The organism is Roseibium sp. SCP14 (assembly GCF_040329475.1).
GTDB lineage: Bacteria > Pseudomonadota > Alphaproteobacteria > Rhizobiales > Stappiaceae > Roseibium.
This window is the reverse complement of record NZ_JBDZYH010000005.1, coordinates 254,331-272,059: the sequence shown is the minus strand read 5'-3', so window position 1 is coordinate 272,059 and position 17,729 is coordinate 254,331. Positions and strand designations below refer to the sequence as shown.

The 17,729-nt window shown below is 57.2% G+C and carries 16 protein-coding genes; 9 read left to right on the top strand and 7 right to left on the bottom strand.

The window, feature by feature from the left end:
- Nucleotides 1–8: 8 nt before the first annotated feature.
- Nucleotides 9–662, bottom strand: coding sequence for a fructose-6-phosphate aldolase (gene fsa / locus ABLQ08_RS21385; protein ID WP_352946114.1), 654 nt, complete (start codon nucleotides 660–662; stop codon nucleotides 9–11).
- Between the two features lie 288 nt (nucleotides 663–950).
- On the opposite strand from fsa, the gene ABLQ08_RS21380 reads away from it, so the two are divergent.
- The 6 genes from ABLQ08_RS21380 to ABLQ08_RS21355 all read left to right on the top strand — a co-directional run bounded on the left by ABLQ08_RS21380 (nucleotide 951) and on the right by ABLQ08_RS21355 (nucleotide 8,408).
- Nucleotides 951–3,146 carry a primosomal protein N' gene (locus tag ABLQ08_RS21380; RefSeq protein ID WP_352946111.1) on the top strand — a complete coding sequence of 732 codons (2,196 nt, stop codon included), beginning with the start codon at nucleotides 951–953 and terminating at the stop codon, nucleotides 3,144–3,146.
- 183 nt (nucleotides 3,147–3,329) lie between these two features.
- Entirely contained in the window at nucleotides 3,330–3,911 is a 582-nt protein-coding gene (locus ABLQ08_RS21375) for a F0F1 ATP synthase subunit delta (protein WP_352946108.1), read from the top strand.
- On the top strand, nucleotides 3,911–5,440 hold the full coding sequence (gene atpA / locus ABLQ08_RS21370; protein ID WP_352946105.1) for a F0F1 ATP synthase subunit alpha: 1,530 nt from the start codon (nucleotides 3,911–3,913) through the stop codon (nucleotides 5,438–5,440). The genes ABLQ08_RS21375 and atpA overlap by 1 nt, the downstream gene beginning before the upstream one ends.
- 33 nt (nucleotides 5,441–5,473) lie before the next feature.
- Nucleotides 5,474–6,358 carry a F0F1 ATP synthase subunit gamma gene (locus tag ABLQ08_RS21365; protein ID WP_352946103.1) on the top strand — a complete coding sequence of 295 codons (885 nt, stop codon included), beginning with the start codon at nucleotides 5,474–5,476 and terminating at the stop codon, nucleotides 6,356–6,358.
- Between the two features lie 119 nt (nucleotides 6,359–6,477).
- Complete coding sequence (atpD, locus tag ABLQ08_RS21360; RefSeq protein WP_352946100.1) at nucleotides 6,478–7,902, top strand: F0F1 ATP synthase subunit beta; 1,425 nt, start codon at nucleotides 6,478–6,480, stop codon at nucleotides 7,900–7,902.
- Between the two features lie 98 nt (nucleotides 7,903–8,000).
- A complete protein-coding gene (locus ABLQ08_RS21355) occupies nucleotides 8,001–8,408 on the top strand; it encodes a F0F1 ATP synthase subunit epsilon (RefSeq protein ID WP_352946098.1) in 408 nt (135 codons plus the stop codon).
- 208 nt (nucleotides 8,409–8,616) lie between these two features.
- Here the strand turns inward: ABLQ08_RS21355 and ABLQ08_RS21350 are convergent, their stop codons facing one another.
- The 6 genes from ABLQ08_RS21350 to ABLQ08_RS21325 all read right to left on the bottom strand — a co-directional run bounded on the left by ABLQ08_RS21350 (nucleotide 8,617) and on the right by ABLQ08_RS21325 (nucleotide 14,153).
- Nucleotides 8,617–8,826, bottom strand: a complete 210-nt coding sequence (locus ABLQ08_RS21350; RefSeq protein WP_352946095.1) for a hypothetical protein — start codon at nucleotides 8,824–8,826, stop codon at nucleotides 8,617–8,619.
- A 286-nt stretch (nucleotides 8,827–9,112) separates the two neighbouring features.
- Complete coding sequence (locus ABLQ08_RS21345) at nucleotides 9,113–10,729, bottom strand: molybdopterin-binding/glycosyltransferase family 2 protein (protein WP_352946092.1); 1,617 nt, start codon at nucleotides 10,727–10,729, stop codon at nucleotides 9,113–9,115.
- Nucleotides 10,726–11,421 (bottom strand): XdhC family protein, encoded by a 696-nt coding sequence (locus ABLQ08_RS21340; RefSeq protein WP_352946089.1) that lies wholly within the window; start codon nucleotides 11,419–11,421, stop codon nucleotides 10,726–10,728. The genes ABLQ08_RS21345 and ABLQ08_RS21340 overlap by 4 nt, the downstream gene beginning before the upstream one ends.
- 4 nt (nucleotides 11,422–11,425) lie before the next feature.
- Nucleotides 11,426–12,055, bottom strand: a complete 630-nt coding sequence (locus tag ABLQ08_RS21335; RefSeq protein WP_352946087.1) for a LysE family translocator — start codon at nucleotides 12,053–12,055, stop codon at nucleotides 11,426–11,428.
- A gap of 14 nt (nucleotides 12,056–12,069) precedes the next feature.
- Nucleotides 12,070–12,405: an XdhC family protein gene (locus tag ABLQ08_RS21330; protein WP_352946084.1), complete on the bottom strand. Its 336-nt coding sequence runs from the start codon at nucleotides 12,403–12,405 to the stop codon at nucleotides 12,070–12,072.
- Between the two features lie 137 nt (nucleotides 12,406–12,542).
- A complete protein-coding gene (locus ABLQ08_RS21325; RefSeq protein WP_352946081.1) occupies nucleotides 12,543–14,153 on the bottom strand; it encodes a phosphoenolpyruvate carboxykinase in 1,611 nt (536 codons plus the stop codon).
- 503 nt (nucleotides 14,154–14,656) lie between these two features.
- Between ABLQ08_RS21325 and ABLQ08_RS21320 the strand changes: the two genes are divergently transcribed.
- Genes ABLQ08_RS21320 through ABLQ08_RS21310 form a run of 3 tightly spaced genes read left to right on the top strand, consistent with a single transcriptional unit; the run spans nucleotide 14,657 to nucleotide 17,659 of the window.
- Nucleotides 14,657–15,355 carry a response regulator transcription factor gene (locus ABLQ08_RS21320; protein WP_116699271.1) on the top strand — a complete coding sequence of 233 codons (699 nt, stop codon included), beginning with the start codon at nucleotides 14,657–14,659 and terminating at the stop codon, nucleotides 15,353–15,355.
- 22 nt (nucleotides 15,356–15,377) lie between these two features.
- The gene (locus ABLQ08_RS21315; protein ID WP_352946077.1) at nucleotides 15,378–17,195 is read left to right on the top strand and encodes a sensor histidine kinase; all 1,818 of its coding nucleotides are present in this window, start codon (nucleotides 15,378–15,380) and stop codon (nucleotides 17,193–17,195) included.
- Nucleotides 17,192–17,659: an HPr kinase/phosphorylase gene (locus tag ABLQ08_RS21310; protein ID WP_352946074.1), complete on the top strand. Its 468-nt coding sequence runs from the start codon at nucleotides 17,192–17,194 to the stop codon at nucleotides 17,657–17,659. Before ABLQ08_RS21315 ends, ABLQ08_RS21310 begins: the two co-directional genes overlap by 4 nt.
- Nucleotides 17,660–17,729 lie beyond the last annotated feature (70 nt).

Sequence of the window (17,729 nt, the reverse complement as noted above, 5' to 3'; positions counted from 1 at the left end):
ATTGTCGATCAGAGAATGCTCTGACCGGTCTTGGCCCAATCGGCCAGGAATGCGTCGAGGCCCTTGTCGGTAAGCGGATGCTTCACCAGAGCTTTCAGTGTTGACGGCGGAATGGTCGCGACATCGGCACCGATGATGGCGCAATCCTTGACGTGGTTCGGCGTGCGGATGGAAGCCGCCAGGATTTCGGTCTCGAAGCCGTAATTATCATAGATAACGCGGATCTCGCGGATCAGTTCCAAACCGTCGGCGTGGATATCGTCCAGCCGGCCGATGAATGGCGAAATGTAGGTTGCACCTGCCTTGGCGGCGAGCAACGCCTGATTGGCCGAGAAGCACAAGGTCACATTGGTCTTGGTGCCTTCGTCGGTCAGCTGCTTACAGGCTTTCAGGCCATCAAAGGTCAGCGGAAGTTTGATGACGACATTGTCGGCCAGTTCGCGCAACACATGCGCTTCCTTGATCATGGTATCAAAGTCGGTGGCGGCGACTTCGGCGGAGACATCGCCCTTTGTGATCTGACAGATTTCCGCAATCACTTCCTTGAAGTCGCGACCGGACTTGGCGATCAGCGACGGATTGGTGGTCACGCCATCAAGAAGACCGGTGGATTCCAGTTCCTTGATTTCGGCCGTGTCGGCGGTGTCGACGAAAAATTTCATCAGTGTCTACTCCCTGTAGGCGCCCAGCCTTTTGCATATTGCCGGTCGCCGGATGCTTTCCCCGACTTCGGGGCAAACGATTTCATGTTCAGCCGCGCTCTCTTTACCCTAGGATGATCACAAGAAGAACCCCTGATTCTCCAGTGGAAGAAATTTTTGCGGTACGTACCTCAAAAATTATCAGCCTTGAAAGCGGGCGTTGGGAAGGCAATGTCGTCATTTGTGTCGATGGCTGAAATACTTGAGATAGAAGGCCCTCGGCGCGAGGTGAAAAGGACCTGACATTCCGTGCTGTTTGACGATCCAGAGTTCAAAGAAACGATTGCCAGTGTTCTGGTGCCGGTTCCGGTGCCTGTTGCCTACACGTACAAAGTCCCCGCCGGACAGGCGGTGGTGCCTGGCACTATCGTCAAGGTACCGCTTGGACCGCGTGAGGTTCTGGGAGCCGTGTGGGATGTCGAGCCGGATGGCGCCATCAATCCGAAGAAACTTAAGACAATTGCCAGGGTCTATGACACGACACCGCCGCTGGATGAAGATCTGCGACGCTTTGTGGACTGGGTCGCAAACTGGACTCTGGGTGCCCCGGGAATGGTTCTGCGCATGGTGTTGCGTTCGGAAGAGGCGCTGGAGCCGGAAGCACCGGTTCCTGGAGTCAGGCGGATTGAGGCGGCAGAACCGGATCGGGCAACACCGGCGCGTAAACGTGTGCTGGCAACCATGGAAGAAGGATTTGCCTGGACCAAAAGCGGGTTAGCTCATGCTGCCGGGGTTTCTCCGTCTGTCATCGACGGGCTTTTGCAGCAAAATGTGCTGGAGACCGTCTCCATGCCGGCAGCTCCACCTCCGCCCAGACCGCAAATCGATTATGCACCGAAGCCTCTGACACCGGACCAGCAAAGAGCTGCCGAAGGATTGAAGGAGAGTTTTGACAAGGGCGGCTGTATCTCGCTGATTGATGGCGTGACCGGTTCCGGCAAGACGGAAGTCTATTTCGAAGCGATTGCCGAGGCGCTGCGCCGGGAAAAGCAGGCTTTGGTATTGCTGCCGGAAATTGCCCTCACCGAACAGTTCCTGCGCCGGTTCGAGCAACGATTCGGTGTTTATCCGGCGGAATGGCACTCCGAAATCACCCCAAAGAACCGTGCGCGCGTCTGGCGCGGCGTGGCTTCGGGCGATGTGCGCGTCGTGATCGGCGCGCGCTCGTCACTCTTTCTGCCTTTCAAGGAGCTCGGTCTGATCATCGTGGATGAAGAACACGATGCCGCCTTCAAGCAGGACGACCGGGTTCCCTACAGCGCCAGAGATATGGCGGTGGTGCGCGGTCACCTGTCCAGATTTCCGGTCATTCTTGCTTCGGCGACACCGTCGGTGGAAAGTCACGTCAATGCGGATCTGGGCCGGTATGAGCTCTATGAACTGCCGGAGCGGGCTTCGGGAGCAGCCCTTCCCGATCTTCAGGCGATCGACATGCGCATCGACGGTCCCGAGCGCGGTCGTTGGCTGGCCCCGACACTCGTCCATGCCATCAAGGACACCTTTGCCGAAGGTGACCAGTCGCTCCTCTTCCTCAACAGGCGCGGTTACGCACCCCTGACTCTTTGTCGCACCTGTGGCCACCGGTTCCAGTGTGCTCACTGCAGCGCGTGGCTGGTTGAACACAGGTTCCAGAAGAAGCTGATTTGCCATCACTGCGGTCATTTCGAGCCGGTTCCGGACGCCTGCCCGTCCTGTCAGAGCAAGGATACCCTGGTTGCCTGCGGCCCCGGCGTGGAGAGAATCGCTGAAGAGGTCTCCGATCTTTTTCCGCAGGCCCGCACACTGATTCTCTCGTCCGATCTACCTGGCGGACCGGAGCGGCTCAAACGTGAAATGAAGATCGTGGAGGAGGGCGGAGCCGACATTGTCATAGGCACGCAGCTGGTTGCCAAGGGGCACAACTTTCCGAAAATGAAACTGGTTGGCGTCATTGATGCTGATCTCGGACTGGCTCATGGCGACCCACGCGCGGCTGAAAAAACCTTCCAGTTACTAGCCCAGGTGACCGGCCGCGCGGGACGTGTAACCGGCGGCGGCAAAGGGTTTTTGCAGACCTACAACGCTGATCATCCGGTGATAAATGCACTTTTGTCCAGCGACAAGAATGCCTTCTACCGAGCCGAAATCGAAGCGCGCCGTGTTGCCGGACTGCCGCCATTCGGGCGCCTGGCCGCCGTTGTCATCTCCGGTCCGGACAAGATCTTTGCAGAAGGTTTTTCTCGGGCGTTGGTTCGAGCTGCTCCTCACGATCAGGCGGTAACCGTCCTGGGGCCCGCCGAAGCTGCTCTTGCCATGGTTCGCGGGCGTTACCGCTACAGACTCCTGGTTATGGCGCCCCGTCAGTTTGATCTGCAGTCCTATTTACGCGGTTGGCTGGGCAACGGGCCAAAACCGTCTAAAGGATTAAGAGTGCAGGTAGACATTGATCCGCAACACTTTTTATAGGCACATAGCAAAAAACACCTATAAATCGGCAAGAACAGCCATCCGGCGAAGTTGCACACTGAGAAACCCTGTGCTAATTGAGGCGCGGCTTTGGGGGAACGGTTTAACCGTCATACCTTCCGACCTTGAAATCATTCATCTTTTCAATGCCTTAAGACGCTAGCCGTTCTGCGGGCATGAAAAATGTCAGAGAGCACGGACCTGGTGACTGACAACGTATCTCTCGTATCCGGCGTGGCACAGCGTTATGCGTCCGCCCTTCTCGACCTCGCAGAGGGCGATGGCGTAACGGCTGACGTGGAGCGGGATCTGACTGCTTTCGAAGGCATGCTTGCCGAAAGTGAAGATCTCGACCGTCTTGTGAAAAGCCCGGCATTCAGTGCTGAGGAGCAGCTTGCAGCGCTCACGGCACTTCTCGAAAAGGCAGGCATTTCCGGTCTTGCCGCAAATTTTGTGAAGTTGGCCGCCCGTAACCGGCGGCTCTTCGTTCTTCCCGACATGATCAAGGCCTTCCGGGCCCTCCTTGCTGAAAAGCGGGGTGAGGAAACAGCTGAGGTGACATCCGCAGCTGCTCTTTCCGACGAGCATGTCGCTGCCCTGAAAGAGGCTCTTTCCGCTTCCACGGGCAAATCCGTAAACGTCGCAGCGAAAGTTGATCCTGCTCTGATCGGTGGCCTCGTGGTCAAGGTCGGCTCACGCATGATCGACACATCTCTGCGTACCAAGCTCAATTCACTCAAGTTCGCGATGAAAGAGGTCGGCTGATGGATATTCGGGCCGCGGAAATTTCCGCAATCCTCAAGGACCAGATCAAGAGCTTTGGCCAGGAAGCCGAAGTTTCTGAAGTTGGTCAGGTGCTCTCCGTCGGTGACGGTATCGCCCGTGTTTATGGTCTGGACAAGGTTCAGGCTGGTGAAATGGTCGAATTCCCAGGTGGCATCAAGGGCATGGCCCTGAACCTGGAATCCGACAACGTCGGTGTCGTTATCTTCGGTTCTGACCGTGACATTAAGGAAGGCGATACGGTCAAGCGGACCGGCGCCATCGTGGAAGTCCCGGTTGGTAAAGGCCTGCTCGGCCGTGTTGTTGACCCGCTCGGCAACCCGATCGACGGCAAAGGCCCGATCGAAGCCACCGAAAAGCGCCGTGTGGACGTCAAAGCGCCTGGCATTCTGCCGCGTAAGTCCGTGCACGAGCCGATGTCAACCGGCCTGAAAGCCATTGACGCCCTGATCCCGGTTGGCCGTGGACAGCGCGAGCTTGTCATTGGTGACCGTCAGACCGGTAAGACCGCGATCATCCTCGACACCTTCCTGAACCAGAAGCCGCTGCATGCCGGCGACGACGAAAGCGCCAAACTGTACTGCATCTATGTTGCAGTCGGCCAGAAGCGTTCCACCGTTGCCCAGTTCGTGAAGACCCTGGAAGATGCCGGCGCTCTGGAATACTCCATTGTCATCGCCGCAACCGCGTCCGACGCGGCTCCGCTGCAGTTCCTGGCACCGTTTGCCGGCTGTGCGATGGGCGAGTACTTCCGTGACAACTCCATGCACGCCGTGATCGGTTACGACGATCTGACCAAGCAGGCCGTTGCTTATCGTCAGATGTCTCTGCTTCTGCGCCGCCCGCCGGGACGTGAAGCTTTCCCGGGTGACGTTTTCTACCTGCACTCCCGTCTGCTGGAACGTGCAGCGAAGCTGAACGAAAACTACGGCAGTGGCTCCCTGACCGCTCTTCCGGTCATTGAAACCCAGGGCAACGACGTTTCCGCGTTTATTCCGACCAACGTGATCTCGATCACCGACGGTCAGATCTTCCTGGAAACCGACCTGTTCTACCAGGGTATCCGCCCTGCCGTTAACGTCGGTCTGTCGGTTTCCCGCGTGGGTTCCTCCGCTCAGATCAAGGCGATGAAACAGGTTGCCGGCCCGATTAAGGGTGAGCTTGCGCAGTACCGCGAAATGGCGGCCTTCGCGCAGTTCGGCTCCGACCTCGACGCAACCACACAGCGCCTGCTGAACCGCGGTGCACGCCTGACAGAACTTCTGAAGCAGCCGCAGTTCTCGCCGCTGAAGACCGAAGAACAGGTTGCGGTCATCTACGCTGGTGTGAACGGCTACCTTGATGCGCATCCGGTTGACCGTGTGCGTGACTTCGAAGAAGGCCTGCTTCTGTTCCTGCGCGGTGAGCACCAGGATCTGCTGGACGCCATCTGGGAAAAGAAGGCACTTGACGACGAACTGACCGGCAAGCTGAAAGCTGCCGTCGACGCGTTCGCCAAGAACTTCGCTTAAGATCACACGCCGGGATAAGGAGCAGGGGCGGCCATGCCGAGCCTGAAGGACTTACGAAACCGTATCGCTTCCGTGAAAGCGACGCAGAAAATCACCAAGGCCATGCAGATGGTGGCCGCGGCGAAGCTGCGTCGTGCTCAGGAAGCTGCGGAGGCTGCACGCCCCTATGCGGAACGCATGGACGCCGTGCTGGCCAACCTCGCGGTGGCTTTCGAGGGCCGCGATGATGCTCCGAAGCTGATGTCCGGTACGGGCAATGATCAGGTTCATCTCCTGGTCGTTGCCACTGCCGAGCGCGGACTTTGCGGGGGCTTCAACACCAACATCGCCAAGCTGGCACGCGACAAGGCACGCAGCCTTCTGGCGGACGGCAAGACGGTCAAGATCATGTGTGTGGGCAAAAAGGGCTTTGACGCCATCAAGCGCGAGCTCGGCCAACACGTGATCAAGAATGTGGATTTGCGTTCCGTCAAGAACGTCGGTTTCTCCAATGCGGATGAAATCGGTCGTGACGTTCTCTCCATGTATGACAATGGTGAGTTCGACGTCTGCACGCTGTTCTATTCGACCTTCAAATCCGTGATCGCACAGGAACCGACTGCACAGCAGCTGATCCCGGCTTCGTTTGAAGCTGGCGACGCCGATGCAGCCGACGGTGCCAGCGCGGTTTATGAATATGAACCGGACGAGGCCGAGATCCTTGCAGATCTCCTGCCGCGTAACATTTCCGTTCAGGTTTTCAGGGCGCTTCTTGAAAATGCTGCATCTGAGCAGGGTGCCCGCATGTCCGCCATGGACAACGCAACCCGCAACGCCGGCGACATGATCGACAAGCTGACGATCAACTACAACCGCCAGCGTCAGGCTCAGATTACGACGGAACTGATTGAAATTATCTCGGGTGCGGAAGCGCTCTAAGGCATCCTGCGCCCAATCGGGCGCAGAGTGCTTGAACAGTATTAATGTCGATCAACCTTTCTGCTTTCATCTGGACGAAAGCGAGTTGATCAAACGGGATCGAGACGAGGATTAGGGATATGGCTGACAAAAAGGTCGGACGGGTCACCCAGGTCATCGGCGCCGTTGTCGACGTCAAGTTCGATGACCACCTGCCGTTGATCCTGAATGCTCTTGAAGTAGACAACCAGGGCAACCGCCTTGTTCTCGAGGTGGCTCAGCACCTCGGTGAGAACACGGTACGTACCATCGCAATGGACTCCACCGAGGGTCTGGTTCGCGGTCAGGAAGTTGTTGACACCGGATCCGCCATCATGGTGCCGGTTGGCGACGGCACTCTGGGCCGGATCATGAACGTGATCGGCGAGCCGGTTGATGACGCTGGCGACATCGTCTTCACTGAAAAACGCGGCATTCACCAGGAGGCTCCGTCCTTCATCGAGCAGTCCACCGAAGCTGAAATCCTTGTAACGGGCATCAAGGTCGTTGACCTGCTGGCCCCGTATGCAAAGGGTGGTAAGATCGGTCTGTTCGGCGGCGCCGGCGTTGGTAAAACCGTTCTGATCATGGAGCTGATCAACAACATCGCTAAGGCGCACGGCGGTTACTCCGTATTCGCCGGTGTTGGTGAGCGTACCCGTGAAGGCAACGACCTTTACTGGGAAATGATCGAATCCAACGTGAACAAGGAAGGCGGCGGAGAAGGCTCCAAAGCGGCTCTCGTTTACGGTCAGATGAACGAACCTCCCGGAGCGCGTGCTCGTGTTGCTCTGACCGGTCTGACGGTCGCGGAACACTTCCGTGATGAGGGGCAGGACGTTCTGTTCTTCGTGGACAACATCTTCCGCTTTACCCAGGCAGGTTCTGAGGTGTCCGCGCTTCTCGGCCGTATCCCGTCCGCTGTGGGTTACCAGCCGACGCTTGCGACCGACATGGGCTCGATGCAGGAACGCATCACGACCACCACGAAGGGCTCGATCACGTCCGTTCAGGCCGTTTACGTTCCGGCCGATGACTTGACCGACCCGGCACCGGCTTCGACCTTTGCCCACCTGGATGCAACGACCGTTCTGAACCGTGCGATTGCTGAAAAAGGTATCTACCCGGCTGTGGATCCGCTGGATTCCTCTTCCCGTATGCTGGATGCCCGTATCATCGGTGAAGAGCACTACAACACTGCGCGTGCCGTTCAGGGTACTCTGCAGCGTTACAAGGCTCTGCAGGACATCATCGCCATCCTGGGCATGGACGAACTGTCTGAAGAAGACAAGCTCACCGTTGCCCGCGCACGTAAAATCGAGCGCTTCCTGTCCCAGCCGTTCTTCGTGGCTGAGGTCTTCACCGGTTCCCCGGGCAAGCTGGTTGCTCTGGAAGACACCATCAAGGGCTTCAAAGGCCTGGTGGAAGGTGAATACGACCACCTGCCGGAAGCTGCCTTCTACATGGTTGGCTCCATCGACGAAGCGATCGAAAAAGCTCAGAAGCTGGCTGCAGAAGCCGCTTAAGTGCGACAGATTGATCGGGCGCCCTGAAAGGGCGTCCGGTTTTCTTCATGTTTGATGGCTTGGCCATCTGAATTGTAGACTGACAAGGAAGACGCCAAATGGCTGAACTTTTCCAGTTTGAGTTGGTCTCCCCGGAGCGCCAGCTTCTCTCCGAGCAGGTTGCCGAGGTCGTTGTACCGGGCACTGAAGGCGAGTTTGGCGTTCTGAAGAACCACAGCCCGTTCATGTCCACCATCAAGCCGGGCATTCTGAAGGTCCGCAATGGCGGTGGTTCCTGGGACGAGTATTTCGTGCGCGGCGGATTTGCCGACGTCGCATCCGGTGGTCTGACGGTTCTGGCCGAGCAGGCCGTTCCGGTCAAGGAGATCAGCAAAGAGCAGCTTGATCAGGCGATCAAGAATGCGGAAGAAGACGTTGCTGATGCCAAGGACGACGACACCAAGCAGAAAGCGGAAATGACGCTTTCGCAGCTGAAGGACGTGGCAGACGCTTTGAAGGCGGCCTGATCGTCCTTAACTGCCTGAAATTTTGAAACGCGGCTCGGAAACGGGTCGCGTTTTGTTTTGTTCGGTTGGATGAGAGCGACGGAACGAGCGTGAGTTCGGCCGACGTGGCAGTGCGAAACAGGCAAAATAAAACCCGGCCAATGGCCGGGTCCGAAGTCGCGTGGGAAACCCACGTATATTCTGCTTTTCTATAAAGCAGCTGGTATTGTTAAGCCGCGCGGCGGAAGGACAGGCTCATGCCGCCACCGCCAGAACGGTTGCGACGGCGCTCTTCCGGCGGAATGTACACAATGGCGCTGTGCTCGGCGCAGTAAGATACGCCCGGCTCAACACGGGTCGAGCACGGAAAAATGTAGTTACCAGCTTCACCTTCTGCCCATTTGCAGCAACCCGGACGCGGGAGAGACAAGTCAGCCATGTTGTTTTCCTCTATTTCTACCAAGCAACAAAAGCGCTCGAGCATCCTCGGGAGGAGAGGATCCGAACAGCTTTCGTAAGGAATCGGATGTTATCGGCGCCCGGGACGTCATCCGTTGTCCAACCCGCAAGGGTGCTCTTCAGCAAGCGCAGGCATTACATAAGCGGCATGTCACAAAAATGCAATAGAATACCTGACATTTCCGGCCTGCACTCAGCGCATACCGGGTTAATGTAGTGTTATTATCGGTGTTTATCTGGAGGTGATATTTAGAAGACTCAACTGCTTAGCTATCACCTTGCGGTAAAGTGCCACCCGCATCTTTTAATGCTTGCGGAGTATCAAGGTCCAGTCTTGCTGCAGGCCCGATTTCTACTTCAGATACAAAGCCTGGATTTTCAGCAATTATGTGGCGTGCACCGATGTCTCCGCTGAGAGATTTCAAGTCGCCGAAAAACCGTCGATCCCAAAGAACCGGGTTGCCCCGTTTGCCGTCAGCCGTGGCGGTGACGATCAGGCTGGATTCGTTTTCCCGGTATGCGGCAGCGAGTTGCCGCAAGACCTTTGCATCAATGCGCGGCATGTCACCCAGCAAGATCATGACGGCGTCGAGTTCGGGCGAAAGGGCGTTCATGCCTGTGCGAATCGAGCCGGCCATGCCGTCGGTGTAGTCTGGATTGTGGGCCAGGGTGAGATCCAGATCCGAAACTGCCTGGCTCACGTCCTCGGCCAGATGACCGGTGACCAGAACAGTTTGCGCCAGATCTGCGCCCTGTGCGGCTTCGGCAACATGGCGGATCAGAGCTTTACCATCCAGCTGGGCAAGCAACTTGTTGGGACCTCCCATCCGCGACGATCTTCCGGCGCCCAGAATGATTGCGCCAATGCGGGGCTTGGTATCGCGCAGCTTCTTTTCACGCGGTTGCGGCCGGGTTCCGATTTCCATAAGCAAACCTCCGACCCCCATGGCGGTGATGTCTTTCGGCCCGACCTCTACGCCGGCAAGCAATCTGTCCAGAACCCAGTCGAAACCATTTTCCTTGGGACTTCTGGCGCAACCCGGCGCGCCCAGAACCGGTATGTCGTCAAGTCTCCCCAGCATCAGGAGATTGCCCGGATCGACAGGCATGCCGAGATGGTCGACGGTGCCGCCCGCCAGATCGAGAGCGGCAGGCAGAACATCGTGCCGGTCAACAACTGCCGAGGCGCCGAAAAGAATCAGGAAATCCGCACCTTGCCGCAACAGCTTGCGCATTGCATCGGAGACAGCCTGGTGCGAATGCGGGACCCGCATTTCGCCAAGGACGATGCTTTCGCTCGGGCGCAGACGGTCTTCCAGAATCCGGCGGGTCTTGTCCATTGTCGCCGGCTTCAAATGCGGCAACTCAGTCGCGACCAAACCTACTTTTCGCGGCTGGAACCGGGCAATCGAAACCGCACCGTGAATCGCATCTTCGGCGCGTTTCAAGCGATCATCCGATACGGCAAAGGAGATGATCTTGGCTGTTGCTACCATGCGGTCGCGGGCCACTTTGCTGAAGTTCGGCAGCGTGGCAAAGGTGATCGCCGGATCGATCCGGTTGGCCGCCGTAACAGCAGTTTCGTCAACGATCAAAACACCGTTCAGGTCCGCATAAAGATTGGTTCGTCCCGTGAAAGCCGTGTCTTCGCTGACCTGATCGCCCCTGGCAGCGGTGCCGAGCCGGGCTGCGGCAAGATCTTCGCCGACATCGCCCTCTTCCAGCCGCGCGACAACCACTGGGGTGATGCCTTGCGTGACAAGATCGGAACAGTCCTGAAGATCAAGCACGTGCCCCTTTTTCAAGGTCCTGTCCGATAGCTTCGTCTTGTGCGCGAGGATACAGCCGACGGCATCTTCGCTGGGGCAGTCACCAAACTTCATCCATGAAACTCCGGCGACTTTCGCAATGCTTCGATGATGGACCCCAAAACAGCGACTGCGATTTCCTCAGGCGATGCGGCGCCGATGTCGAGCCCGATCGGGGCGTCGATCCGCCCGAACAGTGCCGGGTCCAGCCCGGCTTCCCGGAAACGGTCCAGCCGTTTACCATGTGTTTTTCTGCTTCCAAGCGCGCCGACGTAAAAGCATCCGGTTCTCAAGGCTTCCATCAGCGGAAAATCGTCAATTTTTGGGTCATGGGTCACCGCAGCGACAGCTGTGTAGGCATCGAGCGGCGTCTCCTTGAGAACGTCTTCGGGCCATTCCGCTTTCAATGAACTGCCTGGAAAGCGATCCTCGGTGGCAAAGGCGGTGCGTGGGTCGATCACGCTCACGTCCAGGCCGGCGATCCGGGCCATGGGCACCAGAGCCTGGCTGATATGAACCGCGCCAATGATCACCAGCCGCGGGGCGGGAACAGAAACGGTCAGAAAAACATCCTCCGCCCCCTCCTGAATGATACCGGATTTGCCAGATCGGAAGCGTTTTCCAAACTCTTCGGCAAGTGGATCGCCCGAATAATCTTCTTCCCTGCGTACCAACCGCTGCGTGCCGTCGGACAACCTGGTTGCAAGGATCGCGGCCCGGCGGGTCGAGCGAAGATTGTTCAGTTGTGAAAGAAGGGTCAGGTCCATTGGGTCAGCTACGGTCCGTTGCAAGTTTTACGCCCAGCCCAACCAGGAGAGAGCCGCCAATCCAGCGGCTGAAGTCCTGGAACCGGGATGTTCTGGTCAGGCGCTTCTTTACCTCAGTGGCGAAAAGCACGGTGACGATATCTGCCGATGTGAAGGCGAAGTTAACAATGGTCCCGAGAATGAGAAACTGGGCCCAAATCGGAAAATCGGCACTCGGGCTGACGAATTGGGGCAGGAAGGCGATAAAGAAAATCGCAACCTTGGGATTGAGAACCTCAACCAGCACACTATCTGCGAATGCCCTTCGGGAGGACTTTTGCGGAAGGTTCGGCACGGGACCGGACGCAATCCGCGTGCGGATCATTTGAATTCCCAGATAAACGAGATAGGCTCCGCCAGCCAGTTTCAGGGCGAAATAGAGTGTTGGAACCACCGTGAAGATCGCGGACAGACCGAAGGCCGCGGCAAAGACGTGGACATAACAGCCCAGATGTATGCCGGCAGCTGCCATAAAGCCCGCGCGCTGACCCCTCGAGATGGTCTGGGCGGCCGTATAAAGAAGAGCGGGCCCGGGCATATAGGCAAATAGCGCGGTCGCGGCGATGAAGGCCAGAAATGTCTCGGTTGAAAGCAAGGCTGGTATCCAATTCAAAGAACAGGTTCGACATAAACACGAATTCGGCCACCGCACGAGAGACCCACGCGCCATGCGGTCTCATCTGCTACTCCGAATTCCAGCACTGTCGGTTTGCCGGTTTCAATCACGTCGATTGCCTCGGAAACAACGGCGCCCTCGACACAGCCTCCGGAAACGGATCCCTCGAAGTTGCCGTCAGCGTCAATCACGAGGTGAGATCCGACCGGTCTTGGAGCCGACCCCCAGGTTTCGATCACGGTTGCCAATGCGACAGATCTTCCGGCACCGCTCCAGCTTTCTGCTGTCTTCAGAACATCGGCGATGGATGAACGATCGGTTTCGGACATGCGCAAGCCCCTTTCTGGCCCTGGAAGGATTACTCAATATAGATCTTTCCAAACAGGAAGAAAGGTACCCGAAAACAGAAACGGCACTTGCTGATGCAAGCGCCGTTCAAGTTCGTGTGGTCAGATATTATCGGTTTTTATTCTGCAGCCGCTCTCAGGGCCGGTGCGGCGCTGAGAACAGCGCCGTCCACATGGTCTTCGAAAGTCGCGAAGTTTCCGACGAACATTTCGACCAGCTTGGCCGCTTGCTTGTCGTAGGCTTCCTTGTCGTCCCACGTTTCGCGCGGTGTCAGGATCCTGTCATCGACACCGGCCACGGTGACCGGGACCTCAAAGCCGAAATTCGGATCGGTTCTGAATTCTGCTCCGTTGAGATCTCCGGAAAGGGCTGCCTGAAGCAATGTCCGCGTGGCCTTGATCGGCATACGGTGACCAACACCGTGGGCACCTCCGGTCCAGCCTGTGTTTACCAGCCAGCAGTCCACATTGTGTCTGGCGATCAGGTCCTTGAGCAGATTGCCGTATTCGGACGGATGCCGAGGCAGGAACGGAGCGCCGAAGCAGGTCGAAAAGGTTGCCTGCGGCTCGGTAACGCCTTTTTCGGTTCCCGCGACCTTCGCCGTATAGCCGGACAGGAAATGATACATGGCCTGAGCCGGGGTCAAACGCGCGATCGGCGGCATCACGCCAAACGCATCGGCCGTCAGCATGATGATGGTTTTCGGGCGTGGAGCGCAGCCGCTGTCACTTGCATTTGAAATGAAATGGATTGGGTAGGCTGCGCGGGTGTTCTCGGTATTTGATCCGTCGTCGAAGTCGGGGACGCGGTTTTCGTCCAGGACAACGTTTTCCAGTACCGTGCCGAAGCGCTGCGTCGTGGAGTAGATCTCCGGCTCGGCTTCCGCAGACAGCTTGATGGTCTTGGCGTAGCAGCCGCCTTCAAAATTGAAAACGCCGCTTTCGCTCCAGCCATGCTCATCGTCGCCGATCAGTGTTCGTGACGGATCTGCGGAAAGGGTGGTCTTGCCGGTGCCGGACAGGCCGAAGAAGACCGCGGTGTCGCCATCGTCGCCGACATTTGCCGAGCAGTGCATGGACATGATGCCCTTGGCCGGCAGAAGGTGGTTCAGCATGGTAAAGACGGACTTCTTCATCTCACCCGCATAGGACGTTCCTCCGATCAGAACGATCTTCCGGGTGAGGTCCACGGCAATGACCGTTTCGCTTCGGCAGCCGTGACGTTCCGGATCGGCCTTGAAACTCGGCAGGTCGACAATGGTCATTTCCGGATCGAAGCTTGCCAGCTCACTGTTTTCAGGTCTCAGCAACAGATTGCGGATGAACAGCGAATGCCAGGCATATTCGGCGAATACACGGACCGGCAGCCGGTGAGTGGCGTCCGCACCGCCGAACAGGTCCTGTGCGAAAAGCTCCATGCCTTCCGCGTGAGATAGAAAATCCGACAGGAGAACGTCAAATTTTTCTTTCGAAATTTGCGCGTTGTTGTCCCACCAGACGCTGTCTTTCGTTTCGTCGTCCAGAACGACGAATTTGTCCTTTGGAGACCGGCCCGTGTGAATGCCGGTTTCTGCGACCAGTGCGCCTCCTGCGGCAAGCTGGGTTTCACCACGGGAAAGGGAGTATTCGTAAAGGGCAGGCTCGCTTTGGTTCCAATAGAGCGCCTTCAGACCTTTGAAGCCGAAGGTTTCGCAGCCTTTGGATGGATTCCTGACACCGATTTCTTGCATGTTCCCGCAGTCCTCGTGATGTGGGCTTTTTCTCGTCTCCGCCGGAGAGAGTTAAGAAAGACTAAATCCGGCTGTGAGGGCTGCGAACCTAGTGGAATGACTTTGGGGCAGCAAGACTACTAAAGGTGCTGGTTCATTGTTTAATCGATTAAAAGATTTTTGAATTTGCTCATTGATTAATTTGGACGGGAAAGTAAAAAACGAAACCTTCGAAATGTTCGTATCTTTGGTTATTTCGAAAGAAAGTGAGCCTGGTTCGCGCCTGCTTGGCAGGCTATAGTGGTTCGGAATATGCAATGCGCGTTTTTCGTGCGGTGGGCAGGCACTTGATTTTCCGACTTGCGATACCCATCAATGCACCCGACAAATGGGCTGTTCTGCCCCATACTAGGTAGAATTAGCGGTTTGCCTTAATTTATGCGCATTTAGCAGGCCAAAGGCTCTGTGTTAAAGTAACACCGATACGCGCCTCTTGCGTGTTGCCGGAAATGGAAAAGCAAAGCATGCCGACGATTGCTCTGGTCGATGACGACCGCAACATTTTGACTTCGGTCTCAATTGCATTGGAAGCGGAAGGATATCGGGTCCAGACCTATACGGACGGAACCTCTGCGCTTGACGGATTGCAGAGCGATCCGCCGGAGCTGGCGATTTTTGATATCAAGATGCCTCGCATGGACGGCATGGAACTTTTGCGCCGGTTACGCCAGAACTCGGATCTCCCAGTCATATTCCTGACGTCCAAGGACGATGAGATCGACGAACTGTTCGGATTGAAGATGGGCGCGGATGATTTTATCCGTAAGCCGTTTTCCCAACGTCTTCTGGTCGAGCGCGTTCGCGCGGTTTTGCGCCGTGCGCAGCCTCGGGACGCCAGCGCACCGCGTGATGATGCGGACAAGCTGTTGGAGCGTGGTCAGCTGGTGATGGATCAGGAGCGCCATACCTGCACCTGGAACAACAAGCCGGTGACGTTGACCGTCACTGAATTCCTGATCCTGTCCGCTCTGGCTCAGCGTCCCGGTGTCGTGAAAAGCCGTAACGCGCTGATGGATGCGGCTTATGATGATCAGGTATATGTTGACGACCGCACCATCGACAGTCACATCAAGCGCCTGCGGAAGAAGTTCAAGGTTGTTGACGACGACTTCGACATGATCGAAACCCTTTATGGTGTCGGCTACCGGTTCCGGGAGGCCTGAAGCAACCGTAGAGCGAACCTGAATGGCGGTTGAAAGCGAGAGCGCAGAAGGAATTGGCGTTTCTGAGCCGGGAAGCGGTTCGGAACGATCCCGTTTGCGTCGGCTTGGCAACAAGCGTCTCCGCCGCCGCCTGCTCAATCAGTTGGGGCGCATTTTCGGAACCTATGTTCTTTCGTCCCTGACGCGCCGGATCATCGCGATCAATCTGGTCGGCCTTCTGGCTCTGGTGATCGGCATTTTGTACCTCAACCAGTTTCGCGCGGGCCTCATCGATGCGCGGGTTCAGAGTCTTCTGACCCAGGGGGAAATCATTGCCGGTGCGATTGCCGCCTCGGCGACGGTGGATACGGGTGCCATCACTGTCGATCCGGAACGTCTCTTGCAGCTGCAGGCGGGTGAAAGCATCACGCCGACCAGCGACGATCTCGACAATCTCGATTTTCCGATCAATCCCGAACGCGTTGGCCCGGTTCTGAGAAGGCTTATTTCGCCGACCAAAACCCGCGCCAGGATATACGATCCGGAAGGGATCCTGATCCTGGATTCCCGCCACCTTTATTCGAGTGCGCAGATCCTCCGATTTGATCTGCCACCACCCACGTCGCAAGACGAGGGGTTCTGGGACACGGTCTGGCAATGGGCCAAACGCTGGCTGAGACAAGGTGATCTGCCGCTTTATCAGGAAGTCGGCGGCGGTGACGGCAGGGCGTATCCGGAGGTTGAGGCGGCCCTTGCAGGTTCTCCTGCAAGCGTGACCCGCATTTCCCAGCGTGGAGAACTGATTGTTTCTGTGGCCGTACCGATCCAGCGCTTTCGCGCGGTTCTCGGGTCACTGCTCCTGTCGACGCAAGGGGGGGATATTGATGCCATCGTGCGCGCCGAGCGGATAGCGATCATTCGTGTCTTCCTGTTTGCCGCTACCGTGACCATTCTTTTGTCCATCTTGCTGGCCGGCACGATCGCCGGGCCGGTCCGTCGACTGGCGGCTGCGGCAGACCGCGTGCGAAAGGGAACGAATTCGCGCGAGGAAATTCCGAGCTTCGCCGACCGTCAGGACGAGATCGGTCATCTGGCCCGCGCGTTCAGTGACATGACCAATGCGCTCTACAACAAGATCGACGCAATCGAACAGTTTGCCGCGGATGTGGCTCATGAACTCAAAAACCCCCTGACATCTCTGCGCAGCGCTGTGGAAACGCTGCCCCTGGCAAGATCAAAGGAATCGCAAGACCGTCTGATGGAAGTCATTCAGCATGATGTCCGCCGTTTGGACCGTCTGATCAGCGATATTTCCGACGCTTCGAGGCTGGACGCGGAACTGGCCCGGATCCAGTCGGAAAGAATCGACTTGGCCGAACTGCTTCGCAACATGGCCGACGCCGCCAACCAGCGCTCGGGCGCAGAAGAGGCCAGCGTTAAGCTTGCGGTTGCTGATGCGCATGGCGCAAAACCCTACGAGATGATGGGTCATGACATCCGCCTCGGACAGGTCATCAGCAATCTTCTGGATAATGCCCGTTCGTTTTCGCCCGCGAACGGCACGGTTCGTGTCGATCTCGGGAGGGAGGGCAAGAGGATCAAGATCATCGTTGATGATGACGGTCCGGGTATCCGCGCGGAAAATACGGAACGCATTTTCGAGCGTTTTTATACCGATCGGCCGGACGGTGAAGGGTTTGGCAACAACTCGGGTCTCGGCTTGTCGATCTCAAGGCAGATCATCGAGGCGCATGGCGGCACCATCACTGCAACCAACCGCATGGAGGTTGGTCCGGATGGTGAGCAGAGGATCGCCGGGGCAAGGTTCGTCATTTACCTGCCGGCAGGAGCCGGAAAGTGACGGCGCAGGCCGTCCATGCAAATTGTCTGATCATCGGCACATGCGGGCTGCTGATCCGCGGCGAAGCGGGCTGCGGCAAATCATCGCTGTCCGAAACCCTCATTGAAGCCGCCAGAGCCAAAGGTCACCGGGGAGTGCTTGTCGCCGATGACCGGGTTTATCTCTCGTGCGAAGAAGAACGTGTGATCGCGCGTGTTCCCAAGACAATCGCGGGAAAACTGGAAATTCGCGGATTTGACCTGGTGGATGTCGACTTCCAACCTGTCGCCCGGGTCCATCTTCTCATCGACCTGGTGCCGATGACCGAGATCGAGCGTTTGCCGGAAGAAACCCTTGCAACGAAATCCGTCGCAGGCGGCCTTGTTCCTGCCGTGACCTGCCCCGCCAACAGGTCTGATATCGGCCTTCGCCTGACCCGATGGGCCATTCGGAGTTTGTTTCCGCGCGGACCTGATTATATTTAATACAGCAACAGTGTTTTTTGCTTGCAACTGGAGAGACGGTTGAAGAGAGTGCATCAGACTGATAAACGCC

Bases quoted from the DNA above. Each gene is read 5' to 3' on its own strand.
- ABLQ08_RS21365 (WP_352946103.1), top strand. From the start codon at position 5,474: ATGCCGAGCCTGAAGGACTTACGAAACCGTATCGCTTCCGTGAAAGCG.
- ABLQ08_RS21325 (WP_352946081.1), bottom strand. From the start codon at position 14,153: ATGCAAGAAATCGGTGTCAGGAATCCATCCAAAGGCTGCGAAACCTTC.
- ABLQ08_RS21350 (WP_352946095.1), bottom strand. From the start codon at position 8,826: ATGGCTGACTTGTCTCTCCCGCGTCCGGGTTGCTGCAAATGGGCAGAA.
- fsa (WP_352946114.1), bottom strand. From the start codon at position 662: ATGAAATTTTTCGTCGACACCGCCGACACGGCCGAAATCAAGGAACTG.
- ABLQ08_RS21315 (WP_352946077.1), top strand. From the start codon at position 15,378: ATGGCGGTTGAAAGCGAGAGCGCAGAAGGAATTGGCGTTTCTGAGCCG.
- ABLQ08_RS21355 (WP_352946098.1), top strand. From the start codon at position 8,001: ATGGCTGAACTTTTCCAGTTTGAGTTGGTCTCCCCGGAGCGCCAGCTT.
- atpA (WP_352946105.1), top strand. From the start codon at position 3,911: ATGGATATTCGGGCCGCGGAAATTTCCGCAATCCTCAAGGACCAGATC.
- ABLQ08_RS21330 (WP_352946084.1), bottom strand. From the start codon at position 12,405: ATGTCCGAAACCGATCGTTCATCCATCGCCGATGTTCTGAAGACAGCA.
- ABLQ08_RS21375 (WP_352946108.1), top strand. From the start codon at position 3,330: ATGTCAGAGAGCACGGACCTGGTGACTGACAACGTATCTCTCGTATCC.
- atpD (WP_352946100.1), top strand. From the start codon at position 6,478: ATGGCTGACAAAAAGGTCGGACGGGTCACCCAGGTCATCGGCGCCGTT.
- ABLQ08_RS21320 (WP_116699271.1), top strand. From the start codon at position 14,657: ATGCCGACGATTGCTCTGGTCGATGACGACCGCAACATTTTGACTTCG.
- ABLQ08_RS21340 (WP_352946089.1), bottom strand. From the start codon at position 11,421: ATGGACCTGACCCTTCTTTCACAACTGAACAATCTTCGCTCGACCCGC.
- ABLQ08_RS21345 (WP_352946092.1), bottom strand. From the start codon at position 10,729: ATGAAGTTTGGTGACTGCCCCAGCGAAGATGCCGTCGGCTGTATCCTC.